Annotated in this window: 20 protein-coding genes; 17 read left to right on the top strand and 3 right to left on the bottom strand. The window is 70.5% G+C overall.

What is annotated here, in order from left to right; all coding sequences use genetic code 11:
- Nucleotides 1-89: 89 nt before the first annotated feature.
- Nucleotides 90-2,543 carry a SpoIIE family protein phosphatase gene (locus tag HNR57_RS36800; protein ID WP_184567363.1) on the bottom strand — a complete coding sequence of 818 codons (2,454 nt, stop codon included), beginning with the start codon at nt 2,541-2,543 and terminating at the stop codon, nt 90-92.
- Nucleotides 2,544-2,865: 322 nt separating this feature from the next.
- Between HNR57_RS36800 and HNR57_RS36795 the strand changes: the two genes are divergently transcribed.
- From HNR57_RS36795 to HNR57_RS36780, 4 genes are read left to right on the top strand one after another with little or no spacing between them, the layout of a single operon-like run.
- Nucleotides 2,866-4,134, top strand: coding sequence for an aspartate aminotransferase family protein (locus HNR57_RS36795; protein ID WP_184567361.1), 1,269 nt, complete (start codon nt 2,866-2,868; stop codon nt 4,132-4,134).
- A complete protein-coding gene (locus HNR57_RS36790; RefSeq protein ID WP_184567359.1) occupies nt 4,131-7,034 on the top strand; it encodes an FAD-binding and (Fe-S)-binding domain-containing protein in 2,904 nt (967 codons plus the stop codon). The genes HNR57_RS36795 and HNR57_RS36790 overlap by 4 nt, the downstream gene beginning before the upstream one ends.
- A complete protein-coding gene (locus HNR57_RS36785; protein ID WP_184567357.1) occupies nt 7,031-8,470 on the top strand; it encodes an NAD-dependent succinate-semialdehyde dehydrogenase in 1,440 nt (479 codons plus the stop codon). The genes HNR57_RS36790 and HNR57_RS36785 overlap by 4 nt, the downstream gene beginning before the upstream one ends.
- Nucleotides 8,471-8,508: 38 nt before the next feature.
- Nucleotides 8,509-8,862, top strand: coding sequence for a cupin domain-containing protein (locus HNR57_RS36780; protein WP_184567355.1), 354 nt, complete (start codon nt 8,509-8,511; stop codon nt 8,860-8,862).
- 14 nt (nt 8,863-8,876) lie between these two features.
- Here the strand turns inward: HNR57_RS36780 and HNR57_RS36775 are convergent, their stop codons facing one another.
- Both HNR57_RS36775 and HNR57_RS36770 read right to left on the bottom strand, forming a co-directional pair.
- The gene (locus HNR57_RS36775) at nt 8,877-9,620 is read right to left on the bottom strand and encodes an IclR family transcriptional regulator (protein ID WP_184567506.1); all 744 of its coding nucleotides are present in this window, start codon (nt 9,618-9,620) and stop codon (nt 8,877-8,879) included.
- A 226-nt stretch (nt 9,621-9,846) separates the two neighbouring features.
- Nucleotides 9,847-10,593, bottom strand: coding sequence for an IclR family transcriptional regulator (locus HNR57_RS36770; protein WP_184567504.1), 747 nt, complete (start codon nt 10,591-10,593; stop codon nt 9,847-9,849).
- 279 nt (nt 10,594-10,872) lie between these two features.
- Between HNR57_RS36770 and solA the strand changes: the two genes are divergently transcribed.
- From solA to HNR57_RS36705, 13 genes are all read left to right on the top strand, one after another.
- The gene (solA, locus tag HNR57_RS36765) at nt 10,873-12,012 is read left to right on the top strand and encodes an N-methyl-L-tryptophan oxidase (RefSeq protein ID WP_184567353.1); all 1,140 of its coding nucleotides are present in this window, start codon (nt 10,873-10,875) and stop codon (nt 12,010-12,012) included.
- Nucleotides 12,009-13,076: a succinylglutamate desuccinylase/aspartoacylase family protein gene (locus tag HNR57_RS36760; protein WP_184567351.1), complete on the top strand. Its 1,068-nt coding sequence runs from the start codon at nt 12,009-12,011 to the stop codon at nt 13,074-13,076. Before solA ends, HNR57_RS36760 begins: the two co-directional genes overlap by 4 nt.
- An 87-nt stretch (nt 13,077-13,163) precedes the next feature.
- Nucleotides 13,164-14,270, top strand: a complete 1,107-nt coding sequence (locus tag HNR57_RS36755; RefSeq protein WP_184567348.1) for an ABC transporter substrate-binding protein — start codon at nt 13,164-13,166, stop codon at nt 14,268-14,270.
- Nucleotides 14,263-15,402, top strand: a complete 1,140-nt coding sequence (locus tag HNR57_RS36750) for an ABC transporter ATP-binding protein (RefSeq protein WP_184567347.1) — start codon at nt 14,263-14,265, stop codon at nt 15,400-15,402. The genes HNR57_RS36755 and HNR57_RS36750 overlap by 8 nt, the downstream gene beginning before the upstream one ends.
- Before the next feature lie 3 nt (nt 15,403-15,405).
- Nucleotides 15,406-16,302: an ABC transporter permease gene (locus tag HNR57_RS36745; protein ID WP_184567345.1), complete on the top strand. Its 897-nt coding sequence runs from the start codon at nt 15,406-15,408 to the stop codon at nt 16,300-16,302.
- Nucleotides 16,299-17,165 (top strand): ABC transporter permease, encoded by an 867-nt coding sequence (locus tag HNR57_RS36740; RefSeq protein ID WP_184567343.1) that lies wholly within the window; start codon nt 16,299-16,301, stop codon nt 17,163-17,165. Before HNR57_RS36745 ends, HNR57_RS36740 begins: the two co-directional genes overlap by 4 nt.
- Nucleotides 17,162-18,544, top strand: coding sequence for an aminotransferase class III-fold pyridoxal phosphate-dependent enzyme (locus tag HNR57_RS36735; RefSeq protein WP_184567341.1), 1,383 nt, complete (start codon nt 17,162-17,164; stop codon nt 18,542-18,544). The genes HNR57_RS36740 and HNR57_RS36735 overlap by 4 nt, the downstream gene beginning before the upstream one ends.
- Nucleotides 18,545-18,567: 23 nt before the next feature.
- On the top strand, nt 18,568-19,521 hold the full coding sequence (locus HNR57_RS36730) for a succinylglutamate desuccinylase/aspartoacylase family protein (protein ID WP_184567339.1): 954 nt from the start codon (nt 18,568-18,570) through the stop codon (nt 19,519-19,521).
- On the top strand, nt 19,518-20,978 hold the full coding sequence (locus HNR57_RS36725; protein ID WP_184567338.1) for an aldehyde dehydrogenase family protein: 1,461 nt from the start codon (nt 19,518-19,520) through the stop codon (nt 20,976-20,978). Before HNR57_RS36730 ends, HNR57_RS36725 begins: the two co-directional genes overlap by 4 nt.
- Nucleotides 20,975-21,913, top strand: a complete 939-nt coding sequence (locus tag HNR57_RS36720) for an aldo/keto reductase (RefSeq protein ID WP_184567335.1) — start codon at nt 20,975-20,977, stop codon at nt 21,911-21,913. The genes HNR57_RS36725 and HNR57_RS36720 overlap by 4 nt, the downstream gene beginning before the upstream one ends.
- Nucleotides 21,914-21,958: 45 nt before the next feature.
- Nucleotides 21,959-22,624, top strand: a complete 666-nt coding sequence (locus tag HNR57_RS36715) for a haloacid dehalogenase type II (protein WP_184567333.1) — start codon at nt 21,959-21,961, stop codon at nt 22,622-22,624.
- A gap of 39 nt (nt 22,625-22,663) precedes the next feature.
- The gene (locus HNR57_RS36710; RefSeq protein ID WP_184567331.1) at nt 22,664-23,947 is read left to right on the top strand and encodes an NAD(P)/FAD-dependent oxidoreductase; all 1,284 of its coding nucleotides are present in this window, start codon (nt 22,664-22,666) and stop codon (nt 23,945-23,947) included.
- A gap of 91 nt (nt 23,948-24,038) precedes the next feature.
- The coding region (locus tag HNR57_RS36705) for a lyase family protein (protein WP_246555348.1) at nt 24,039-24,904 on the top strand (866 nt) is incomplete at its 3' end.

Here is a 24,904-nt window from a genome sequence, read left to right as displayed (position 1 = left end):
GACACGGCAGCCTGCGACAACTGCCAGTGACATGCGGTGCCGTTGCCGTGCCCTGGTGGCCGGCCGGTGCCGGTCCGCGGGCTCGGATCTCAGTGCGGCTCAGGCTGGTGGAGGTTCTGTGCGCACCAGATCGTCTTGCCGTCGGTGGTGTGCCGGGTGCCCCACCCCTGGGTGAGCTGGGCGACGAGCAGCAGGCCGCGGCCGCCCTCGTCGAAGGCGCGGGCCCGGCGCAGGTGCGGGGCGGTGTTGCTGGCGTCGGAGACCTCGCAGATCAGGGAGTTGTCGCGAATCAGCCGCAGCCTGATGGGCGGCGCGCCGTATCTGATGGCGTTGGTGACCAGCTCGCTGACGACCAGTTCGGTGACGAAAGCCGCCTCCTCCAGGCCCCAGGCGTCCACCTGGTCGACGGCGAGCTTCCTGGCGCGCGGCACCTGCGCGGTGTCGGGCTCGACGTCCCAGTCGGCGACGTGATGGGGATCCAGCGCGTGAGTGCGGGCGAGCAGCAGGGCGGCGTCGTCGGTACGGCGTTGGGGGAGCATGGTGTCCATCACCGTGTCGCACAGGGCCTCCAGCGGCGTGGTCGAGTGGCTCAGGGCTCGCTGCAGATCGGTGATTCCTTCATCGAGGTCGCGCTCGCGGCTTTTCACCAGTCCGTCGGTGTAGAGGGTCAGCAGACTGCCCTCGGGCAGTTCGAGCTCGGTGGCCTCGAAGGGCAGCCCGCCGATGCCGAGCGGCGGTCCCGGGTGGGCGGGTACCGGGGTCCGGGTGCCGTCCGGGGAGATGATCAGGGGCAGGGGATGGCCGGCGCTCGCCAGTGTGAAATGCCGGGAGACCGGGTCGTAGACGGTGTACAGGCAGGTGGCCCCGGACTCGCCGGTCGGCTGGAAGTGCCCGGCGGGCTGGAGGTCGCTGGCGAGGTGCAGGACCAGGTCGTCCATGTGGGTCAGCAGCTCGTCGGGCGGCAGGTCGACGTCGGCGAGGGTGCGCACCGCCGTGCGCAGCCGGCCCATACTGGCCGAGGCGTGCAGTCCGTGGCCGACGACATCGCCGACGACCAGGGCGACCCGGGCGCCGGACAGCGGGATCACGTCGAACCAGTCACCGCCCACTTCCGTGCCGGTCCCGCCGGGCAGGTAGCGGGACGCCACCTCGACCGCCTCCTGGTTCGGCAGTCCTTGCGGCAGCAGGCTGCGTTGCAGGGTCAGCGCGGTGGTGCGCTCGCGCGAGTACCGGCGGGCGTTGTCGATGGCGACGGCCGCCTTGGCGGTCAGCTCTTCGGCGAGGATCAGGTCGTCGGCGGTGAAAGCCTCGGGCCGGTCGAGGCGGGAGAAGGCGACGACGCCGAGCAGCGTGCCGCGCGCCCGGAGCGGCACGGTGATCCGGCCGGTCAGCCCGTCCGCGGCGATGGACTCGTCGATCACCGGGTTGCCCGGTGGCCAGTGGGCCGGGTCGGCGGCGAGTCCGGGCCCGAAGGCCCATTCGCCGCCCTGGCCGGGCTCGGCGGCGAGCTCGACCGCGGACCTGCCGGTGGCCATGCAGCGGGCGGCGACGGAACCGGGAGCGTGCGTGACCGGTTTCGCGGGCCCAGGAGCCCGGTCGGCGTCCACCTTCGTGCTGTGCTGGGCGGCCCGGCTGAGCCTGATGGTCTCGCCGGGGTCGAACGGGGACCGTGAGGGCGGTTCCTCTCCGCGCAGCACCTCGTCGAAGAGATCCACGCTGACGAGGTCGACGAATCCCGGCACCGGGGTCATGGCCAGTTCCCGGGCGGTGCCGATCACGTCGAGTGTCCGGCCGATGCCACCGCTGGCCTCGTTGAGGATGAGCAGGCGCTGCCGGGCCCAGTACTCGGCGCTCATGTCGAATCCCCAGTTGGCGATCGCGCGGACCCTGCCCCCGGCATCCCGGACGGGCCAGATACTGGTGGCCCAGGCATTGGCGTAGTCACTGCCGCGAGGGCGGAAGACGGTGATGAGACGCGTGGGCTCGCCCGTCCTCGCCACTTCGGCGAGTGCGTCGGTGTAGGGCTTGTCGTCCCTTTCGGGAAACAGCGAGCGGTCGAATTCGGGGAGCACCTCGCGGTACCTCTTGCCGAGCACCTGCTCCTCGGAGTGCGCTATCACCCGGCCCGAGGAGGCATTGATCCACTGGAACCGCAGCTCAGGGTCGTAGACGCCCAGTGCGAAGGGGCACTGCTCGAAGGCACGGTCGGCGATCACCGGGCGGCGTCCCCAGCGCTGGACGGTCAATGCGTGGCCCATCGCCCGCCCGTCGGGCCCGAACAACGGGTTTGCCGTCACTACGGCGTCCAGAGTGGAGCCGTCTTCGTGACGCAGGGAGATGCACCCCGTGGGGTCCACGCCGGCGCCGTAGCCCTCGGGGAAACCGGGTGGCGGAGGATCGACGAGCAGGTCGGTCACGGGGCGGCCCACGGTGTCCTCCGCGGTCCAGCCCAGCAGCAGCCGGCCACCCTCGCTCCAGCCGCTCACCATGCCGTCCGGGTCCACCACGACAACGGCAATGGGAGCATCCTGCTTGCCGGCCATGTCCACGCACCACGCCTCCGTCCGGACCTCCGTGCCCGTCAGGGCTGGTTTCCAGCGGCTGCTTCCAGCCTAGAGCGGCCCCCGCTCCACGGCGCTCCGGCCGGCCGGGCTCGGGGTAGCAGGTGACCGGCGCCCAGGTCATCGGCCCCGCTGGGCACACGAGCAGCACGGCTTCCCCCCTGCCGCTGCTCGCCCCCGACGAGGCTGACACAACGTCCGGATGTCGCCTCCTGGCCGGACAGATCGCGCGTTGGCGTGGTCCCGCTCCGCCGAGATGCTCGGGAGACCGCAGCAGACCGAACACCGAGGCCGGGAGACGAACATGACCGCACTGTCGCCGCACCTTCGCCAGGCCACACCCGTGGTGGCGGCCCGGGGCGAGGGCGTCCACCTCTACGGCGAGGACGGCCGCCGCTACCTCGACTTCACCGCCGGTATCGGCGTCACCAGCACCGGTCACTGCCACCCCAAGGTCGTGGCGGCGGCGCAGGAGCAGGTGGGCACGCTGATCCACGGCCAGTACACGACCGTCATGCACGAGCCGCTGCGCCGCCTGGTCGACAAGCTGGGCGAGGTGCTGCCGGCGGGCCTGGACAGTCTGTTCTTCACCAACTCCGGCAGCGAGGCCGTCGAGGCGGCGCTGCGGCTGGCCCGCCAGGCCACCGGCCGGCCGAACGTCATCGTCTGCCACGGCGGCTTCCACGGCCGTACGGTCGCCGCCGCTTCCATGACCACCTCCGGCATCCGCTTCCGGTCCGGGTTCTCGCCGCTGATGAGCGGAGTCGTCGTCACGCCCTTCCCGACGGCCTACCGCTACGGCTGGGACGAGGAGACCGCGACCCGCTTCGCCCTGAAAGAGCTGGACTACACCCTCCAGACGATCTCCTCGCCCGCCGACACCGCCGCGATCATCGTCGAGCCGGTCCTCGGCGAGGGCGGATACGTCCCCGCGAACCGCGCCTTCATGGAGGGCCTGCGCGAGCGCGCCGACCGGCACGGCTTCCTCCTCATTCACGACGAGGTGCAGACCGGAGTCGGCCGTACCGGCCGCTTCTGGGGCCACGACCACTTCGGCGTCGCCCCCGACATCCTCGTCACGGCCAAGGGCCTGGCCAGCGGCTTCCCCCTCTCCGGCATCGCCGCCTCCGAGGAACTGATGACCAGGGCCTGGCCCGGCTCGCAGGGCGGGACGTACGGGGCGAACGCCGTGGCCTGCGCCGCGGCCTGCGCGACGCTCGACGTCGTACGCGACGAGAAGCTCGTCGAGAACGCCGAGGCCATGGGCAAGCGGCTGCGCCAGGGACTGGAGGCCGTGGCCGACCGGACCCCGGGCATCGGCGACGTCCGCGGCCTCGGCCTCATGCTCGCCACCGAGTTCGTCACCGAGGACGGCAGCCCCGACTCCGAGACCGCCGCCCGCGTGCAGCGCGCCGCGATCGACGAGGGCCTGCTCCTGCTGCTGTGCGGCGCCTGGAACCAGGTCGTCCGTATGATCCCGGCGCTCGTGATCGACGAGGCGGGTGTCGACGAGGGCCTGCAGGCCTGGGCGAACGCGGTCGAGGCCGGAACATCGGGAGCGGCACGGCGATGACGGACACCACCACGGCCCTGGAGCCGCTGGTCGTGCGGCTCGCCGAGACCGCTCCCGGCCTGCGGGTGGAAACCGGACCCGGCTCCACCGGTCTCTACGCCTACGACGCCTCCAACTACCGGGTCCCGCCGAGGGCCGTGGTCTTTCCCCGCAGCGCCGACGACGTCGTCGCGGTGCTGGGGGCCTGCCGTGCGACAGGCATCCCGGTCACCGCACGCGGCGGCGGCACCAGCATGGCGGGCAACGCCGTCGGACCCGGCGTCGTGCTGGACTTCTCCCGGTACCTGAACCGGATCCTGGACATCGACCCCGAGGCGCGGACCGCGCGCGTCGAAGCCGGAGTGATCCTCGACGCGCTACGTTCCGCGACCGCCCTGCACGGGCTCACCTTCGGGCCCGACCCCTCCTCGCACAGCCGCTGCACCATCGGCGGCATGATCGGCAACGACGCGTGCGGCAACCGGTCCGTGCGGCACGGGCGCACCAGCGGGCACATCGAGGCGCTGGAGATCGTGACGGCCGACGGTGTGCGGGCCGTCGCCGACCGGACCGGACTGCGGGCCGCCGACCCGGAGGACCGGGACGCCGTCCAGCGTGTCGCAGGTCTCGAAGCGGACCTGCGCCGCCTGATCGACGGCAACCTGGCGTCGGTCCGCACCGAGCTGGGCCGGATACCGCGCCAGGTCTCCGGCTACCAGCTGCACCACCTGCTGCCCGAGAACGGCTTCGACATGGCTCGCGCGCTGGTGGGCACCGAGGGCTCCTGTGCGGTCGTCACCGCCGCGACGGTCCGCCTGGTGGCGACCGCACAGGCATCCACCCTCCTCACCCTCGGCTACGACGACGTGGTCGACGCCGCCGAGGACGTCCCCGAGATCCTGCGCTGGAACCCCACCGCGGTGGAGGGCATGGACGAGGCGATCGTCGCCACCATGCGGGCCCGGCGTGGTCCGGACTCCGTCACCGGTCTCCCCGAGGGCCGTGCCTGGCTGTACGTCGAACTCGACGGCGACGAGCAGGCGGCCGTCGACGCCCGCGCCGGCGAACTGCTGGACGCGCTCAAGGCACAGGGACGGATGACCGGCGGGCGGGTCGTGCACAGCCCGGCCGAACGGCGCTCGCTGTGGCGGGTCCGTGAGGACGGGGCAGGGCTCGCCGCCCGCCTGGTCGACGGCGGGGAGTCCTGGCCGGGCTGGGAGGACGCGGCCGTCGCGCCCGAGGACCTGGCCGCCTACCTGCGCGACTTCCGCAAGCTGCTGGCCGCGCACGGTCTGACCGGCGTGCTGTACGGCCACTTCGGCGCGGGCTGCGTCCACGTACGCATCGACTTCGACCTCGCCACGGACGCGGGCCGGACCGCCACCCGGCGGTTCCTCTCCGAAGCCGCCGCCCTGGTCGTCGAGCACGGCGGAACCCTCTCGGGCGAACACGGGGACGGACGGGCCCGCGGCGAACTGCTGGAGGTCATGTACAGCCACCGGATGATCCGGGCGTTCGCCGCCTTCAAGGAGATCTTCGACCCCGAGGGCCTGCTCAACCCGGGCGTCATCGTGGCCCCGGCCCGCCTCGACGACGACTTGGCCCTGCACACGCCCTCGGACGTGCTGCCCGTCGAAACCCTGTTCTCCTTCCCGCACGACGAGGACGGCTTCGCGGGCGCGGTACGCCGCTGTGTCGGCGTCGGCCGCTGCCGCAGCGACGCGGGCGGCGTGATGTGTCCCAGCTACCGGGCCACGGGGGAGGAGAACGACTCGACCCGGGGCCGGGCCCGTCTGCTCCAGGAGATGGTGCGGGGCGGAACGGTCCAGGACGGCTGGCGCTCCACGGAGGTGCGTGACGCCCTCGACCTGTGCCTGTCCTGCAAGGCCTGCTCCAGCGACTGCCCGGTCGGCGTCGACATGGCCACGTACAAGGCGGAGTTTCTGCACCAGCACTACAAGGGCAGAGTCAGACCCAGATCCCACTACTCCCTTGGCTGGCTGCCCCTCACGTCCCAGCTCGTCGGGTACGCGGCCCGCCCGGTGAACGCGCTGCTGCGCGGACCTGTCGGGAAGCTGCTCGCGCGCCTCGGCGGCGTGACCACGAAACGCCGGATCCCCGCCTTCGCCTCCCGGCGCGCGCTGCGCCGGGCACTGCGCGCGGCGAGGGCCGGCGAACCGGCGAAGACGCTGCTCTTCGTGGACAGCTTCACCCGCGCCTTCCGCCCCGAGGTGGCCGGGGCCGCGAGCCGCGTACTCGCCGACGCCGGCATCCCCTGCACGGCGGAGGACGGCCTGTGCTGTGGCCTGACCTGGGTGAGCACCGGACAACTGTCCCTCGCGCGCCGCATCATGGCCCGCACCGTCGCCCGCCTGGACAACGGCGACGACCGGCCCATCGTCGTGGCCGAACCCAGCTGCGCCGCGGCGCTCAAGCGTGACGTGCCCGAACTCCTCGGCACCGACGCCGCCCGGCGCGTCGCGGCCCGCGTCCACACCCTCACCGGAGCCCTGACCGACCTCGCGGTCCCCGGCTGGGCGCCCCCGGAACTCCCGGACAACGTCGTGCTGCAGACCCACTGCCACGAGTACGCCACCTTCAAGGGCCGCCACCCCCGTGACCTGCTCGGCCGCCTCGGCGTGGCGCAGGTCGACGAGGCCGAGGGCTGCTGCGGACTCGCCGGCAACTTCGGCTTCGAGGAACAGCACTACGACACCTCGATGGCCGTCGCCGACCTGGCCTTGAAGCCACGCCTCGACGACATCGACCCGCGCACACCGGCCGTCGTCGTGGCCGATGGCTTCAGCTGCGCCACCCAGATCGACCACCTCGCCGGAGACCGGGGCATCCGCGCCCTTCACCTCGCGGAACTGCTCGACCCCGCCGCCGACCGGCCCGGACAACCAGGAGAGAACTCATGACCGACACACCCACGCAGTTGTTCATCGGCGGCGCCTGGGTGGACGCCGCGGACGGCGCCACCATGCCCGTCGACGACCCCGCCACCGGCGAGATCCTCTGCCACGTCGCCGACGCCGGTCCCAAGGACGCGAAGCTCGCCGAGGAAGCGGCCGTGCAGGCGCAGGAGGCGTGGGCGCGTACGGCGCCCCGGGTGCGCAGCGAGATCCTGCGCCGCGCCTACGAGATCATCATCGAGCGCACCGACGAGCTCGCCCACCTGATGACGTCCGAGATGGGCAAGCCGCTCGCCGAGGCCAGGGGAGAGGTGGCCTACGCGGCCGAGTTCTTCCGCTGGTTCTCCGAGGAGGCCGTCCGTATCGACGGCGGCCTCGCCACCTTGCCGGACGGCCGCAACCGCATGCTGCTCTCCCGCCGCCCGGTCGGCCCCTGCCTGCTGATCACCCCGTGGAACTTCCCGCTGGCGATGGGCACCCGCAAGATCGGCCCGGCGGTCGCCGCCGGCTGCACGATGCTGCTCAAGCCGGCCCCGCAGACCCCTCTCTCCAGCCTTGCCCTCGCCGCGATCCTCAAGGAGGCCGGGCTGCCGGACGGCGTGCTGAACGTCGTCACCACCTCCCGTGCGGGGGAGGTGTGCGAACCGCTCCTGCGCGGCGGGCGGATTCGCAAGCTTTCCTTCACCGGCTCCACGGCCGTCGGACAGCTGCTGCTCGCCCAGAGCGCGGAGGCGGTCGTACGGACCTCGATGGAGCTGGGCGGCAACGCGCCGTTCGTCGTCTTCGAGGACGCCGACCTGGACAAGGCCGTGGACGGCGCGATGGTCGCCAAGATGCGCAACATGGGCGAGGCGTGCACGGCCGCCAACCGTTTCTTCGTGCACCGCTCGGTGGCGGAGGAGTTCGGGCGCCGGCTGGCGGAGCGGATGGGCGCGCTGGTCGTCGGTCCGGGCACCCGGGACGGTGTCGACGTCGGTCCCCTGATCGACAGGAGGGGACGCGCCAAGGTGGAGGAACTCGTCGCCGACGCGGTGGAGCGCGGGGCGCAGGTGCTCGTGGGCGGCCGTACACCCGAAGGCGCCGGCTGCTTCTACCCGCCGACCGTACTGGCCGGCGTCGACCCCGGCAGCCGCCTGATGGACACGGAGATCTTCGGCCCGGTCGCCGCCATCCTCACCTTCGACGACGAGGACGAGGTCATCCGCCGTGCCAACGACACCCCCTGGGGCCTGGTCGGCTACGTCTTCACCGAGGGCCTCGACCGTGCCCTGCGGGTGAGTGAACGGCTGGAGGTGGGCATGGTGGGGCTCAACACGGGTCTCGTGTCCAACCCGGCCGCCCCCTTCGGCGGCGTCAAGCAGTCGGGGCTGGGCCGCGAGGGCGGCCGCGTGGGAATCGACGAGTTCCTGGAGTACCAGTACCTCGCGGTGCCCGTGCGATGACGGCCGTTCCGGTTTCCCGAGTCCAGCAAAGGAATTGCATGTCGCTCCTGAAGACCATCGACACCGATCCCTCCTTCGCGCCGCACAGGTCCGGCCCGCTCCCGGAACGTCTGGTGTCGGGCGACCCCGCGTTCATGACCTGGCCCCAGGACATCGCCCGCGGGGAGATGATCCATACGGGAGTCTGGGAAGCGACGCCCGGCGAGACGCGCTCGATCAAAGGCGAGACCTTCGAGTTCTGCCACATCCTCGCCGGCACCGTCGAGATCACACCCGAAGGCGGCGAGCCGGTGGTCTACAAGGCGGGCGACAGTTTTGTCATGAAGCCGGGCTTCGTCGGGGTCTGGAAGACCATCGAAACCGTGCGCAAGATCTACGTGATCGTGAAGTGACGCCGGGACCGTCGTCAGGCCAGGTGCCGGGCGGTGATCTCCGCAGCCGTCTCGGCGACCAGGCGGCCCAGCTCGGGCAGCCGGCCGGGCTCGAAGCGGGAGTCGGGCAGGGAGGCGGACAGGGCGGCCAGCGGTGTGCCCTCGCCGTCGAGCACGGGTGCCGCTATCGCGCAGACACCCTGCAGGTACTGGTTGCGGTTGACGGCGTAGCCACGCTCTCTCACACGGCGGAGCTCCGCGCGCAGTTGCCCCGGGTCGGTGATGGTCTCCTCGCCGTAACCCTCCAACGTCCCCGCGGCGACCTCCTCCATCTCGGACTTCCCCAGATGGGCCAGGACGGCGTTCCCGGCGGCTGTGGCGTGCAGGGGTGAGGTGTCGCCGATGGCGTGGAAGGTGCGTACGGCGTGGTCGCAGTCGACGCGGTCGACGACGACCATGCCGTGCGGGGCGTCCGGTACCGACAGGTGGATGGTCTCGTTCACCGCGTCGCGGAGCCGGATCATGGGTTCACGGGCGGCGGCGAACAGGCTGGAGCCCTGGAGTGCGGCGGGCCGTACGGCCAGGACGCGGGCGCCGACCTCCCAGCGGGTGGTGTCCTCGCGGTTCGCCCGCAGCCAGCCCGCCTCGCTGAGGGTGACCAGGGTGCGCTGCACGGTGGACTTCGGCAGCCCGAAGATCTTCGTCAACTCCCCGACGGTCACGGGTTGATGTCTGGCGACTGCCTCCAGCACCCGGAGCGACCTGGTGACGCTCTTCATTTCCATGCGATACCCCCTCAGACCTGTGGACCCCTGGTTCTCATTGCCTCTTGACCCCAGCACGGAGTCAGGGCCACGATCCGTGCCGGACTCCAGCATAGCGTGCCACGATGTGGAACAAGGTGAGATGGAGGTGGCTCCGTGACACAAGGCTGAGGGCCGGCCTCGCGCACTGACGCGTGCGAGGCCGGCCCTCGGGCGACTGCTTGCGGTGGTCGTCTGCCGTTCAGGCACCCAGGCGGCGCTGTGAGATCTCCGCGGCCGTGTCTGCGACGAGGCGGCCCCACTTGGGTGCCCGCTCGCCGTCGTACCGCGCCTCGGGCATGGAGACGGCCACCGCCGCCAGCGGGGTTCCGTCCTCGTCGAGTACGGCGGCGGCGACGGCGCAGACGCCCGGACGGAACTGGTTGCGGTTGACCGCGTAGCCGTCGACGCGGATCCGGTCCAGCTCGGCGCGCAGCTCGCCGGGCTCGACGGGCGTCGTGTCGCTGAACCGCTCCAGCCCCGCCGCGATGAGGTCGTCGACGTCCCCCGCCGGAAGGTGGGCGAGAACGGCGCGCCCGACGGCCGTGGCGTGCAGAGGCGAGGTGTCGCCGATCGTGTGGAAGGTGCGTACGGCGTGGTCGCAGTCGACGCGGTCCACCACGACCATGCACTGCAGGGCGTCCGGCACCGACAGGTGGATGGTCTCGTTCACCGCGTCGCGAAGGCGAACCATGGGTTCACGGGCGGCGGCGAACAGGCTGGAGCCCTGCAGTGCGGCGGGCCGCACGGCCAGGACGCGGGCGCCGATCTCCCAGCGGGTGGTGTCCTTGCGGTTGGCGCGCAGCCAGCCGGCCTCCGCCAACGTGACCAACGTGCGCTGCACGGTGGACTTCGGCAGCCCGAAGAGCTTCGTCAACTCCCCTACGGTCACGGGCTGATGCTGAGCGACCGCCTCCAGGATGCGAAGCGACCTGGTGACGCTCTTCATTTCCATCCGGTTTCCCCCTGTTAATCCTCGAAAATTCTGCTGGACACCCTCTTGACTCCTCGCTGAAGCCGCTGTCATTCTCTGTGCCAGATTCTAGCACAGCATTCCACATTGTGGCACGGCCTCGGGGTCCCCCGGAAGTGAGCCGGACTGCGAGACGCGGCGGTCGCGAGCCGCAGGTCCACGAGGAGGGCCTGGCTCCCGCCCAAATCATCTCGAATCGAACAGCCTCACGTCGAAGGCTCAGCATGCGCCTCGGCGATACGAAAGGAAAGTCCTGTGTCAGCTGCCAGGAAGCGCGTCGCGGTGATCGGCGTCGGAACGATGGGCAGCCAGGCCGCCTGGCGGCTGGCGGCCCGCGGCGCAGACGTCGTCGGGTACGACCGCTACGCACCCGGCCACGACCGCAGTGCCGCCGGCGGCGAGTCCCGGATCTTCCGCAGCGCGCACTTCGAGGACTCCCGGTACGTCCCGCTCCTCAAGCACGCGGACGCCCTCTGGGAACAGCTCCAGCAGGAGACCGGCCGCGAGCTGCGCCGCCTGACCGGATGCCTGCTCATGGGGCCGACCGAGCACCAGCAGATGGCCACGGTCCTCGAATCCATCGCCGAGCACGACCTCGACCACGAGGTACTGGACGCCGAGACGCTCGCCAAGCGCTTTCCGCAGTACCGCATCGAGGACGGCGACGCGGCCGTACTCGACCGCCGCGCCGGGTTCATCCGCCCGGAGCTGACGATCCAGACCGCCGCCCGCCGCGCCGAGCAGCTGGGCGCCGTGATCCACCGCTACAGCACCGTGCGCGAGATCGTCCCTGTCGCCGGCGGTGTGGAGATCCGCACCGACTCCGGCAGCGAGCACTTCGACACCGCCGTCGTCACGCCCGGTCCCTGGGTCAACGACCTGCTGCCCGACCTGCCCTGGGAGGTGGAAGTCCGCCGCCTCGTCAGCGCCTGGTACGTGCCCACCGCCCCCGACGCCTGGTTCGGCGAGGAGCGCCCGGCGTTCATCCGTACGGCACCCACCCACTGCTACGGCCTGCCCTCCCCGGACGGCATCTCGGTCAAGCTCGGACTGTCCCGCGCGCTGCACCGGCTCGCCGACGACCCCAACCAACTGGACCGCACCGTGCGCCCGGACGAGCTGGAGGTCTTCTCCGAGCTGATCGGGCGGTACCTGCCCGACCTGCACCCGGACCCCACCCGCCTCTCCGTCTACATGGAGGGTTACACCGAGAGCAGCCGCCCCCTGGTCGGCCCGCTGCCCGGCGCCGAAAACGTCATCCTCCTCGCCGGATTCTCCGGGCACGGCTTCAAACTCTCGCCCGCCTTCGGCGACATCGCCGCGGACCTCGCACTGGACGGCGCCTCGCCCCAGCCCATCCACTTCCTGTCCACCGTCGGCCGTACGGAGGCATGACCATGCAGGACGCCACCCTCCGCGTCGGCCCCCTACAGGCCCTGCCCGGCACCAAGGCGCACGGCACCGTCCAGGCCGATCTCGGCACCCTCGCCGCGGACATCCCGGTGACCCTGGTCAATGGAACCCGCCCGGGTCCCCGGGTCGTCATCACCGCCGGTGTGCACGGTGGCGAGTTCACGCCCATCGAAGCCGCCGTGCGCCTGGCGGACCTGCTGGAGCCCGGCGAGGTGAGCGGGCAGGTGATCGTCTGTCCGGTCGCCAACCCTCCCGCGGTGTACCAGGGCCGGCTCAACGTCTCCCCGGTCGACGGTGTGAACCTCAACCGTGTCTTCCCCGGCGACCCGGCCGGCGGCCCCACCGAACGGCTGGCCGCCTGGCTCTTCACGCACCTCGTCGACGCCGCCGACGTCTACATCGACCTGCACTGCGGGGGCATCGACCAGGTCCTGCGGGACTTCGTCGGCTACCGCCTCACCGGTGACCCGGACCTGGACAAGGCGACGGCCGAACTGGCAGGCTCCTTCGGCATCCAGGACGTCATCCTCGGGCTGACGCCCGAGGGCGGCAACAGCCACGCCGCCGCCGCCCGCCGGGGCGTCTCGGCGGTCCTGGTGGAGGTGGGCCAGCTCGGCCGGCGGGACGAGGCCACCGCCCTCCGCCGCGTCGACGGCCTGCTGAAGGCACTGCGCCATCTTGGCGTCCTCGACCAGGACGGTTCCGCCCCGGCACCGATCCGCGAGTGGGTCTGGTCCGCCGGCGTCACCGCCGAGGCCGCCGGCCTGTGGTACCCCGAGTTCTCCTTCGATGCCGACGTCATCGGCGAAGTCACCGCGGGCGACCTCCTCGGCCGCATCGTCGACCCGAACGACGGCACGGAGCACACCGTCCACGCCCCGGCCGACGGACGGATCTTCTACGGCATGCACGCCCTCACCGTCGCCACCGGGGCAGAACTCGCCGCCCTCGCCGTCCCCTGGGACCCCGACACGGCCGCGCGGGCCGACACCTTCCGGGCGCCCGGTCTGGGCGCCGGCTCAGACGAGGCGCACCCCCGCCCCTAGACCCCCCTTTCCAGCCGCCCCCCATACCCCCTTCCACGTCCCCAGCCGTTCCCCTTCTCACGGCCGGCACCACCCAGGAGGCACACGATGAAAGATGCCCGAATCGACCGCAGACTGTTCCTGCGAGGAATAGGCGGGGTCACTGCGGGTGTCGCCGCCGCGACCGCCCTCTCCGCATGCGGCACCGGCACCAGCCGTGTGGCCTCCGGTGGGGGCAAGGGCGGCGGCAAGACGGTGGTCGTCCGTGACAGTGGCGGTTCTTACGGCGCTGCCCTGCAGAAGGCGATCTACACGCCGTTCACCCAGGAGACCGGCATCCAGGTGAAGGTGCTGAACCTGGACGACGCCCCGCTGCTGGCGCAGATCAAGCAGGGCCGCCCGCAGTGCGACCTCATCAACAACTCGATGATGTCGCACACCAAGTACGTTGCCCAGGACGCCCTGGAGAGGCTGGACCTCGACCGGATCAAGAGCGTGAAGAGCGCGAAGATCCCCGAGAACCAGATCACCGACCATGCCGTCGGCAGCAGCTTCTACGGCGCCTGTATGGCCTACCGGACGGATGCCTTCGGGGGTAAGAAGCCGGAGTCATGGGCGGACTTCTGGGACACCAAGGCGTTCCAGGGCGGCCGTTCGATGTGCAACCCGGACGGTGACCTGCCGGAGCTGGAGTTCGCGCTGCTGGCCGACGGCGTGCCGATGGACAAGCTGTACCCGCTGGATGTGGACCGGGCCTTCAAGGTGCTGACCCGGCTGCGGGGCGACATCAAGAAGTTCTGGGACAGCGGCCCGCTCCCCGGTGTGCTGCTCAGCCGCCAGGAAGTGACGATGTCCACCGTCTGGGACGGCCGGATCGCCGATCTGCAGAAGCAGGGCGTCCCGGTCACCAGGCAGCTCAACGGTATGCGCCGGCAGTTCCAGGGCTATGCCATCGCCAAGGGCGCGGCCAATGCGGACAACGCCTACCAGTTGATGGACTTCTCGCTGCGCGCGGAGAGCCAGGCCGCCCTGGCCAAGGCGTTCCCGTCGAACCCGTCGTCCCCGCTGGCCTACGCCAAGCTCACCGAGGACGAGCGCAACGCGCTGGCCGGTGCGCCGAAGTACTACGACAAGGGTTTCGACACGGACATCGACTGGTGGCTGAAGAACGAATCGGCCGTCACCAAGCGCTGGTTGGAGTGGGCTCGTGGCTGAATTCGGTATCGCCGCACCGTCGGTGAAGGTGGCCGGTGACAAGCCGGCCACCGCGACCGGCAAGGCGCTGTCGGTAGTGGCATTGCGCAAGACCTATGGGGACGTGGTCGCCGTCGACGAGGCGTCGATGGAGATCGCGGCCGGGGAGTTCGTCACCTTCCTCGGCTCCTCCGGGTCGGGCAAGACCACGACGCTGATGATGATCGCCGGATTCTGCGAACCCGACTCCGGCACCATCACCGTCGGCGGCCGCGACGTCACCCGCCTCGCCCCGCAGAAGCGCAACCTCGGCTTCGTTTTCCAGCAGTACCTCCTCTTCCCGCACATGACCGTGCAGGAGAACGTCGCCTTCCCGCTCACCCTGCGCGGCGTGCCCAAAGACGAGATCCGCCGCCGGGTCGGGGAAACCCTGGAGATCGCCGGCCTGTCCCGCTTCGGCGGCCGTAAGCCGCGTGAGCTGTCCGGCGGTCAGCAGCAGCGGGTCGCCCTGTGCCGGGCCCTGGTCTACCGCCCTCCGGTCATCCTCATGGACGAGCCGCTGGGCGCCCTGGACAAGAAGCTGCGCGATCAGCTCCAGGTGGAGATCAAGACCATTCAGCAGGAACTCGGCCTGACCGTCATCTATGTGACGCACGATCAGGAAGAGGCGCTGGTGATGTCGGACCGCATCGCGGTGATGCGCAACGGTCTGATCGAGCAGTTCGACACCCCGAGGGAGCTGTTCGAGCGGCCCAGGACGCCTTTCGTGGCGGACTTCCTCGGCGCGGCCAACTTCCTGCCCGGCCGCATCGAGCAGCACGACGGCGAGAACACCCTCGTCCGCCTTACCCAGTCCGGCACTCTGCTCAAGGCCCGCCGCCACGATCTGCCCTCCGGCACCGACGTGAAGGTCGCTGTGCAGCCGGGCCGGCTGCGGGCCTGTGCCGCCGATGAGGGGTTCTGTACCGGCACGGTCGAGACCGCCACCTATGTGGGCACCCTTGTGCGCGCGGGGGTGCGGATCGACGGCGGTCAGGGGCCGCTGCTGCGCCTGGAGGTGCCGGCAGGCCGGGGCCCGGTCGCAGGCGAGCGGGTCGGGATCACCGCCGATGCGGACGACGTCAACCTCTTCGCCGACGAACAGGCGGGGTGAGTCATGGCAGCCACCCTCACCGCGGGCGCTCCCGCCCGCCCCCGCAAACGCCTGGCTTCGCGCCGGACCCGCGTCGGGATCCTGTACGCGCTCCCCGTCGTCGTGTATCTGCTGGTGCTGTTCGTCTACCCGATCTTTTCCACCCTGCTGCTGAGCCTGAAGGACGCCGACGGCTCGTTCACGCTGCACTGGTACGCCGACGCGCTGACGGGCGTGAACCTGTCGGTGCTGCTCACCACGCTGCGCATCTCCGCCGAGACGGCCGTGTTGAGCCTGGTGTTCGGGTTCGTTCTGGCCCAGGCCATCACGCGGCTGAAGCCCATTCTGGCGGGCCTGGCGATGCTGGTCGTGGTCGTCCCGCACTTCGTCTCAGCGCTGGTGCGCACCTACGGCTGGATCATCATGCTCGGTGACAAGGGCCTGGTGAACGAGACCCTCACCAGCATGTCGGTTCCCGGGGCGCCGTTCCAGCTGCTCTACAACGAGCTGGGTGTGGTCATCGGCACCACCTCCATGATGCTCCCCTACACCGTGCTGCTCCTGTACGGGGTGATGCGCGGGGTGGACCGGCGTCTGCTGGCGGCCGCGTCCAGCATGGGCGCGGGCAAGGTGACCATCTTCCGGCGTATCTATCTGCCGCTGGTCGCCCCCGGCCTGGCCAGTGCCGGACTGCTCAGCTTCATCCTGTCGCTGGGCTACTACATCACCCCGGCCCTGATGGGCGGCCCCGACCAGACGATGATCGCCACCCTCATCAACCAGCAGGTCACCAAGGAGAACCAGTGGAACGGGGCGGCCGCGCAGGGCGTGATCCTGCTGGTGCTCACCCTGGCCGGACTGCTGCTGGTCAAGGTCGTGACCTCGCTCGGTGCCAGCCGTAAGAAGAGGAGCGCGACATGATGGAACTGCGCAAGTCCCTCGCCGGCCGCATCGCTCTCACCGCGGTCGCCACCGTGATCCTGCTGTTCCTGGCGCTGCCGATCGTCGTCATCCTGGTCACCTCCTTCAGCAACAACGCCTTCGCCTCCTTCCCTCCGGAGACGTGGACGCTGAACTGGTACAAGGCCCTGTTCGCCGACGGCAGCAAATGGCCCGCCGCACTGTCCCTGTCCGCCCTGATCGCCGCGCTGAGCACCGTGTTCTCCCTGATCATCGGGGTCACCGCGGCGACCGCCCTGGTCCGCAGTGAACTGCCGCTGCGCTCCGCGGTGTTCGCCCTGGTCCTGGGACCGCTGGTCATTCCGCAGATCGTCACCGCGCTGGGGTTGTTCCTGTTCTTCGAGCCCGCCGCGATGCTGGGCAGCCCGATCGCCATCGCGCTGGGCCACACGGTGCTGGCCTCACCGATCGCGGTGCTGATCCTGATCGCGACCCTGCGCGGGATCGACGAACGCCTCGAAGACGCAGCGGCCAGCATGGGCGCCGGCCGCCTCACCATCGCCCGGAAGATCACTTTCCCGCTCGCTGCCCCGGGCATGATCGCGGCGGCGATCTTCTCCTTCATCACCAGCTTCGACGAGTTCTACATCTCCCAGTTCCTGTCCTCGGTCGACACCGTCACCCTGCCGGTGCAGGTCTACAACTCCCTGACCTTCGAGATCGACCCCAGCGTGACCGCGGTCAGCGCGATCCTCATCGCCTTCGCGATCCTCGCCCTGGGCCTGGTGGCCCTGGTGCGCTGGATCGGCTCCGGACGGCAGGAATCCCTGCTGTCGGTCGAGAACACGGTCGGTGTCGCCAACCCGGGAGGCGAGGCCGTATGACCACCGCCTCCGCTCAGCTGACCGTGGCCACCGCTCAGCGGCACCTGCTGCTGCACATGACCGCCAACGGATCGCTCGGCGACGAGGGTGAAGACCTCCTCGTCGTCCAGCGAGGGGAGGGCCCGTACGTCGAGGACGCGGACGGCAGGCGCTACATCGACGGCCTGTCGGGGCTGTACTGCTGCCAGCTCGGTTACTCCTACGGCGGCGAGTTCGCCGAGGCAGCCGAACGGCAACTGCGCGAGCTGTGCTACAGCCCGCTGTGGACAGGGTCCGCGCACCCCTCGGCCATCGAACTCGCCGAGCGACTGTCCCGCATCGCCCCCGTCGACATCGAGCACACCTTCTTCTCGAGCGGTGGCGCCGAAGCCGTCGAGACCGCCTGGAAGATAGCCCGCCGCTACCACGCCCTGCGCGGCGAGCCGGGCCGCACCAAGGCGATCGCCCGGCGCGGCGCCTACCACGGCCTGACCATCGGCACCCTGTCGTTCAACGACGACCCCGGCCTCACGGAGCCGTACGGTCCGCCGGCGATCGGCACCCGGTTCGTGTCGAACACCAACCGCTGCGGCCTCGCACCGGAGTTCGCGGACGACGAGGTGTACACGGCATGGCTGCTCGCGGAGTTGGAGGCCGCGATCCTGACCGAGGGCCCCGAGACCGTCGCGATGCTCATCGCCGAGCCGGTGCAGAACCGGGGCGGTTGCATCACCCCGCCCGAGGGTTACTGGCAGGGGTTGCGGGCCCTGGCCGACCGGTACGGCTTCCTGCTCGTCGCCGACGAGGTCATCACGGCCTTCGGCCGGATCGGCGAGTGGTTCGGCGGGGACCGCTACGGCGCCCGCCCGGACATGATCACCGTCGCCAAGGGCATCACCGCCGGATACGCCCCCCTGGGTGCGACCCTGGTCGGTACCAAGGTCACGGAGGTCATCAACCGGCCCGGTGCGGTCCTCAACCACGGCTACACCTTTGCCGGGCACCCGCTGAGCACGGCCATCGCCCTGCGCAACCTGGAGATCATGGAGCGGGACCGCATCCTGGACAACGTCCGCGGTCTCCAGGGCGAGCTGGCCAAGCGCATGGCGGCCCTCAAGGACCTGCCGATCGTCGGCGACGTCCGCGGCACCGGGTTCTTCTACTCCTGCGAACTCACCGGCGACCTCGACGACGGCGCTTTCAGCGCCAAGGCCCGAACCGAGCTGATCGGCGACCTGATCCCGCGCCGGCTGCGCGAGGCCGGCCTGCTGGCCCGCGTCTACAACCGCTCCGCGCCGCTGGTCCAGATCGCGCCCCCGCTGATCAGCGACCGCGGCGTCCTCGACCGCATCGCCGCGATCATCGCCGGCACCCTCGCCGAGGCGTCGTCCCGCATCTGATCCACGTATTGGGAAGGAACCACATGTACTCCATCGGTCCGCTGACCGTCGCACCCGGCGAGCGCGCCCACGGCCTCATCCCCGTCGGCACCAGCAGCTACGGCGTGGAGCTCGGCATTCCGCTGATCGTCGTCAACGGCGTCCAGGAGGGCCCGGTCCTGTGTGTGGACGCGGGCGTGCACGGCGACGAGTACGACGGCCAGGAGGCCATCCGACGCGTCCTCGCCGAGCTCGACCCGGCCACCCTGCGCGGCACCGTCGTCGGTATCCCCTGCCTGAACACCCCGGCCTTCGAGGCGGCCGCCCGCGCCAGCGGCATCGACCACCTCAACCTCAACCGCATCTTCCCGGGCGATGCCGAGGGCTCGTACTCGCAGCGCCTGGCCGCCACCTTCGTAGAGCAGGTCGTGCCGGCCGTCGACGCCGTGGTCGACCTGCACACCGGCGGCGCCTACGGCGAGATCGCCCCCCTCGTCATCCTCCAGGGCGGCTACGAGAACCTGGCGACGGACCTGGCCCTGGCCGCCGGGCACGAGCTGGTCTGGAAGGGCGGCAAGTGGGGCGGCACGGTCCGCCACCCCGTCCTCGAGGCCGGCAAGCCCGCCATCACCATCGAGTGCGGCGGCGCCACCTACCGCGAGACCAACGTCGAGCACCACATGAACTCGATCCGCAACATCCTGCGCAGCCTCGGCATGATCGACGGCGAGGCAGAGTTGCGGGACACCTACACGACGGTCTCCGGCACCTTCGCCCGCTCCGCCTCCGGCGGCTTCTTCGTCGCCCGCGCCGAGCCGGGGGAGACCTGCAAGGAAGGCGACCTGATCGCCACCATCACCGACCACTACGGCAACACGCTGGAAGAGGTCAGCGCGCCGCAGGACGGCATCGTGCTCTGGGTCCGCAGGATCCGCACGGTCCGCCCGGGCGACGAGGTCGTCATCTTCGGCGAGGTGCTGGGGGAGATCCAGCCATGAGCGACGAACTGCGGCTGACCGAGCTGCTGATCGACGGCAAGCACGTCCCCGCCGCCGCCGGACGCTCCTTCACCGTCCTCGACCCGTCGAACGACACGGCCATCGCCCAGGTGGCGCTGGCCGGCAAGGCGGACGTGGACCAGGCGGTGGCCGCTGCGCGCGCGGCCCTCACCGCTCCCGAATGGGCCGGAATGCGTGCCGCCGACCGGGGGCGCATCCTGTACCGGATCGCGGAGGCCATCCGCTACCAGGGCGAACGTCTGGCCCGCCTGGAGAGCCAGGACGTCGGCAAGCCGCTCCGCCAGGCCAAGGCCGATGTCGAAGCGGCCGCCCGCTACTTCGAGTTCTACGCGGGCGTCGCCGACAAGCTCGGCGGTTCGACGATCCCGCTCGGCCCCGGCCTGCTCGACTACACCGTCCGCGAGCCGATCGGCGTCTCCGGCCACATCATCCCGTTCAACTACCCCCTCCAGAACACCGCGAGGGGCTCCGCCCCGGCGCTCGCCGCCGGCTGCACGGTGGTGCTCAAGCCGTCCCCCGAGGCGCCGCTGACCCCGCTGGAGATCGGCAGGATCGCCCTGGAGTGCGGTCTCCCGCCGGGCGTTCTGAACGTCGTCCCCGGCGACGGCGAGACCGGCGCGGCCCTCGCCGGCCACCCGGACATCGACCAGGTCACCTTCACCGGCTCGGTGCCGACCGGCATCAAGGTCGCCCAGGCGGCCGCCGCCAATGTGGTCCCCTCGGTCACGGAACTGGGCGGCAAGTCGCCGGTCGTCGTCTTCGCCGACGCCGACTTCGACGCGGCGCTCGGCGCCGTCGCCGCCTCCGCGTTCGGCAACGCCGGGCAGACCTGCTCGGCCGGCACCCGGCTGCTGCTCCAGCGTGGCGCCGAGGAGTTCCTGGACAAGCTCGTCGCGCACGCCGCCTCCCTCAGCATCGGCCCCGGTCTCAGCGACCCGGACGTCGGCCCCCTCGTCGCCGCACGGCAGCGGGACCGGGTCCTCGGCTACCTGGAACTGGCCCGCGAGGAAGGCGCCGTGGCACGGGCCGGCGGAGGCGCCCCCGGCGACCCCGAACTGGCCGCCGGCTACTACATCCAGCCGACCGTCCTCACCGGACTGGACAACCAGGCCCGTTGCGCCCGCGAGGAGATCTTCGGCCCCGTCGTCACGGTCATCGAGTTCGACGACGCGGACGAGGCACTGGAGATCGCCAACGACAGCCCGTACGGCCTGGCCTCGTACGTGTGGACCCGCGACATCGACAAGGCGATGCGGATGGCCGAGGGCATCCGGGCCGGTCAGGTCTATGTCAACGCTACCGGCGTCGGCACCGGCGTCGAATTGCCCTTCGGCGGCTACAAGCACAGCGGCTGGGGCCGGGAGAAGGGTCTGGAAGGCCTGGCCAGCTACCTGCAGACCAAGAACGTCTGCATCGGTTTCGGGAACCGGTCATGAGATACCGCTCGCTCGGAGAGCGCGGCCCGGCCGTCTCGGTGGTCGGCGTGGGCGGCAACAACTTCGGCGCCCGCCTCGACGAGGACGGCACGAAGGCCGTTGTCCACGCCGCGCTCGACGCCGGGATCACCCTGTTCGACACCGCCGACATGTACGGCGGGTCCGGTGAACGGGGCGGTTCCCGCGGCGACGGTGAACGGCTCCTCGGTGCCGCGCTCAAGGGCAGCCGGGACCACGTGGTGCTGGCCACCAAGTTCGGCATGGAGATGAGCCGGGACGCCGACCTGTACGGTCCGCGTGGATCCCGCGCCTACATCCGGTACGCGGTGGAGGCGTCACTGCGCAGGCTCGGCACCGACCGGATCGACCTGTACCAGTACCACGAACCGGACGGCGTCACGCCGCTGGAGGAAACGGTCGCCGCGCTCCAGGAGCTGGTCCACGAGGGCAAGATCCGGTACATCGGCTGCTCCAACCTCCCGGCCGAGCAGGTCACGGACGCCTTCGTGTCCACCCAGGACCGCTATCACCTGCTCGACCGCGGCGTGGAGCAGGACCTGATCCCGGCCTGCCTGCGCCACGGCGTCGGTCTGCTGCCGTATTACCCGCTGGCCAACGGGCTGCTCAGCGGCAAGTACCGGCGCGGCGAGGGGCCCCCGCCCGGCAGCAGGCTGTCCTGGCGGCAGGGCTGGCTCACCGATGCGGCCCTCGACAAGGTCGAGGCGCTCACCGCGTACGGCGCCGAACGCGGCCTGAACCTCCTCCAGGTGGCGATCGGCGCACTGGCGGCCCTGCCGGCCGTCGGCTCCGTCATCTGCGGCGCCATGACTCCGCACCAGGTCACCGCCAACGCGGCGGCGGCCGACTGGATACCGAGCCCGGCCGACCTGGCCGCACTCGACGCGATCGTCGCCCCCGGCGAACGCGTCGTCTGAAGCCCCCACCCCCTTGAAAACCGCGAGAGACCAAGGCTGAACACCATGCGAGAGATCGTCACCTTCGACGCCTACGCCACCCTGATCAACTTCGAGCTCGCCCCCACGACCCTGAAGGTCCTCGAGGACCGGCTCGACCTGGACAACCTGGATGTCGACGAGTTCCTCGACGACTTCCGCGTCATGCGCTTCCAGGCCGTTCTGGAGGCCTACCGCCCCTACCACGAGATCCTGCACTCCAGCCTGCGCAACGCCATGCGCCTGCACGGTCTGGAGTACCGCGAGTCCGACGGCGACGCCCTGGTCGAGGCCGTTCCCACCTTCGGCCCCTTCCCGGAGGTCCCGGACGCGCTGCGCGCGCTGAAGACCAAGTACGAGATCGCCATCATCTCCAACACGGACGACAACCTGATCGCACGGAACGTCGAGAACATCGGCGTCGAGTTCGACTACGTCATCACCGCCCAGCAGGCCGGCGCCTACAAGCCGGACCGCCAGACCTTCGAGCACGCGTACAAGACCATGGGCGTCGAGCCCTCGCAGGTCATCCACGTCGCTCAGGGCTGGGAGTACGACCACATCCCGACCCGCGACCTCGGCCTGAAGCGCCGCGTGTGGATCAACCGCTATGGCCGCCCGGGCAGCGCCGACTACCAGCCCTACGACGAGCTGCCCGACCTGTCGGGCCTGCCGAAGCTCCTCGGCTGCTGACCGACGGCACAGGACCGAGAAACACAGAGGACGCACGCCATGAAGCAGATCCCCTACTGGCTGGACACAGCTCCCGCCCTGCCCGACCGTTCCGGAAAGGACCTGCCCGAAGAGGCGGACGTGGTGGTGATCGGCGGCGGCCTCACCGGGCTGTCCACCGCCTACCACACCGCCCGCAAGGGCGCCCGGACCGTCCTCGTCGAGAAGGACAAGGTCGGCTCGGGCGCCTCCGGGCGCAACGGCAGCATGTGCACCCAGGGCATCACCATCAGCCCCGCCGAGGCGCGCAAGCGCTACGGCCAGGAGCGGGCCCGCGAGCTCTACGACGCCTTCCGCGAGGCGGTCGACGTCGTGGAGGACCTCACGGTGACCGAGAACATCGACTGCGACTTCAACCGCTCCGGGCGCCTCGGCGCGGTCTGCAAGCCCGGGCACTTCGAGGGACTGCGGGCCAAGCAGCGCGACCTGGCCGACAACTTCGGCCACGAGACGGTCGTCCTGAGCAAGAGCGAACTGCGCGCCGAGCTCGGTACGGACTACTACCACGGTGCCCTGCTCGACCCGCTCAGCGCGGGCCTGCACGTGGGCAAGTTCGTCGGCGGCCTGGCGGACGCCGCCGAGCGTGCGGGCGCCGAGATCCACGAGCGCAACGCCGCCACCGGCCTCACCCGCCTCGCCGGCGGCGGCTTCCTGGTGGAGACCATGCACGGCACCATCCGCGCCAAGCAGGTCATGGCGGCGACGGACGCCTACACCGACCAGTCGATGCCGTGGTTCCGCAAGAGGCTGATCAACGTCGGCAGCTTCATCATCGTCACCGAGCCGCTGGGGGAGGCACGCGCCAAGGAACTCATCCCGAACGGCCGCCTGCTGGTCGCCCACAAGAACGTCGGCCACTACGTCCGCCTCACCCCGGACAACCGCCTCGCCTTCGGCGGCCGGGCCCGCTTCGCCCCCTCCAACCCGGCCTCCGACGTCAAGAGCGGTGACATCCTCAAGCGGGAGATGACCGAGATCTTCCCGCAGCTGGAAGGGGTCCGCATCGACTACGTGTGGGGCGGCATGGTCGGTTTCTCCTGGGACCGCATTCCGCACGCGGGCGAGGTCAACGGCCTGTACTACTCCATGGGTTACTGCGGCCACGGTGTCCAGATGGCCACCTACATGGGCCGCGCGGTCGCCGAGATGATGGACGGCAGGCCCGAGGCCAACCCGATGCGGGGCTTCGGATTCCCGAAGGTGCCTGTCCCCTTCTACAACGGCACACCCTGGTTCCTGCCGTTCGGCGGCGCCTATTACAAGGCGAAGGACCGCCTGCTCTGAGCAGGTGCCGACACCGGTGACACCGCGGGGGCCTTGCCGCGCAGCAGCGCGGGAGGCCCCCACCCTGCCTCCCGAGAGAGGGCTCCAGCCCATGTCCGCCGTCACCCGCATTGAGCACGATCTGCTCGGCGACCGGGACGTCCCCGCCGATGCCTACTGGGGTGTGCACACGCTGCGCGCCACGGAGAACTTCCCCATCACCGGTACGCCGATCTCCGCGTACCCGCATCTGATCGAGGCCCTTGCCGCGGTCAAGGAGGCCGCCGCCCTCGCCAACGAGGAGCTCGGCCTGCTGGAGCCGGCGAAGGCCGCAGCGATCGTCGCCGCGTGCCGGGAGATCCGCACGGGCAAGTTGCATGAGCAGTTCGTGGTCGACGTCGTCCAGGGTGGTGCCGGTACCTCGACCAATATGAACGCCAACGAGGTCGTGGCGAACCGGGCGTTGGAGCTGCTGGGTCACGCCAAGGGCGAGTACGGCTTCCTGCACCCCAACGAGGATGTCAACCTCGGTCAGTCGACCAATGATGTCTATCCGACCGCCGTCAAGATCGCGACGGTGTTCGCGGTGTTCGGCTTGCTCAGAGCGATGGCGGTCTTGCAGGACGCCTTTGCGGCCAAGGCAGTCCAGTTCCGAACCGTGCTCAAAATGGGCCGTACCCAACTTCAGGACGCGGTGCCCATGACACTCGGACAGGAGTTCTCCTCGTTCGCCGTCATGATCGAGGAGGACCGCAGCCGGCTCGCGGAAGCGGCGGAGTTGATCCATGAGATCAATCTGGGTGCGACCGCGATCGGCACCGGTCTCAACGCTCCCGCCGGATACGCCGAGTCGGCCCGCCGTCACCTCGCGGCCATCACCGGGCTCCCGCTGGTCACCGCCGCCAACCTGGTCGAGGCGACCCAGGACTGCGGGGCCTTCGTGCAGATGTCGGGTGTGCTCAAACGGATCGCGGTCAA

Origin of the sequence: Streptomyces paradoxus (assembly GCF_014202475.1) — a bacterium.
In the GTDB taxonomy this organism is placed as follows: Bacteria; Actinomycetota; Actinomycetes; order Streptomycetales; family Streptomycetaceae; genus Streptomyces; species Streptomyces paradoxus.
This window is presented reverse-complemented; position numbering and strand designations above follow the sequence as displayed.

Bases quoted from the DNA above. Each gene is read 5' to 3' on its own strand.
- HNR57_RS36735 (WP_184567341.1), top strand. From the start codon at position 17,162: ATGACCACCGCCTCCGCTCAGCTGACCGTGGCCACCGCTCAGCGGCAC.
- HNR57_RS36725 (WP_184567338.1), top strand. From the start codon at position 19,518: ATGAGCGACGAACTGCGGCTGACCGAGCTGCTGATCGACGGCAAGCAC.
- HNR57_RS36800 (WP_184567363.1), bottom strand. From the start codon at position 2,543: ATGGCCGGCAAGCAGGATGCTCCCATTGCCGTTGTCGTGGTGGACCCG.
- HNR57_RS36780 (WP_184567355.1), top strand. From the start codon at position 8,509: ATGTCGCTCCTGAAGACCATCGACACCGATCCCTCCTTCGCGCCGCAC.
- HNR57_RS36710 (WP_184567331.1), top strand. From the start codon at position 22,664: ATGAAGCAGATCCCCTACTGGCTGGACACAGCTCCCGCCCTGCCCGAC.
- HNR57_RS36770 (WP_184567504.1), bottom strand. From the start codon at position 10,593: ATGAAGAGCGTCACCAGGTCGCTTCGCATCCTGGAGGCGGTCGCTCAG.
- HNR57_RS36755 (WP_184567348.1), top strand. From the start codon at position 13,164: ATGAAAGATGCCCGAATCGACCGCAGACTGTTCCTGCGAGGAATAGGC.
- HNR57_RS36760 (WP_184567351.1), top strand. From the start codon at position 12,009: ATGACCATGCAGGACGCCACCCTCCGCGTCGGCCCCCTACAGGCCCTG.
- HNR57_RS36720 (WP_184567335.1), top strand. From the start codon at position 20,975: ATGAGATACCGCTCGCTCGGAGAGCGCGGCCCGGCCGTCTCGGTGGTC.
- HNR57_RS36745 (WP_184567345.1), top strand. From the start codon at position 15,406: ATGGCAGCCACCCTCACCGCGGGCGCTCCCGCCCGCCCCCGCAAACGC.
- HNR57_RS36790 (WP_184567359.1), top strand. From the start codon at position 4,131: ATGACGGACACCACCACGGCCCTGGAGCCGCTGGTCGTGCGGCTCGCC.
- HNR57_RS36715 (WP_184567333.1), top strand. From the start codon at position 21,959: ATGCGAGAGATCGTCACCTTCGACGCCTACGCCACCCTGATCAACTTC.
- HNR57_RS36795 (WP_184567361.1), top strand. From the start codon at position 2,866: ATGACCGCACTGTCGCCGCACCTTCGCCAGGCCACACCCGTGGTGGCG.
- HNR57_RS36740 (WP_184567343.1), top strand. From the start codon at position 16,299: ATGATGGAACTGCGCAAGTCCCTCGCCGGCCGCATCGCTCTCACCGCG.
- HNR57_RS36775 (WP_184567506.1), bottom strand. From the start codon at position 9,620: ATGAAGAGCGTCACCAGGTCGCTCCGGGTGCTGGAGGCAGTCGCCAGA.
- HNR57_RS36785 (WP_184567357.1), top strand. From the start codon at position 7,031: ATGACCGACACACCCACGCAGTTGTTCATCGGCGGCGCCTGGGTGGAC.
- HNR57_RS36730 (WP_184567339.1), top strand. From the start codon at position 18,568: ATGTACTCCATCGGTCCGCTGACCGTCGCACCCGGCGAGCGCGCCCAC.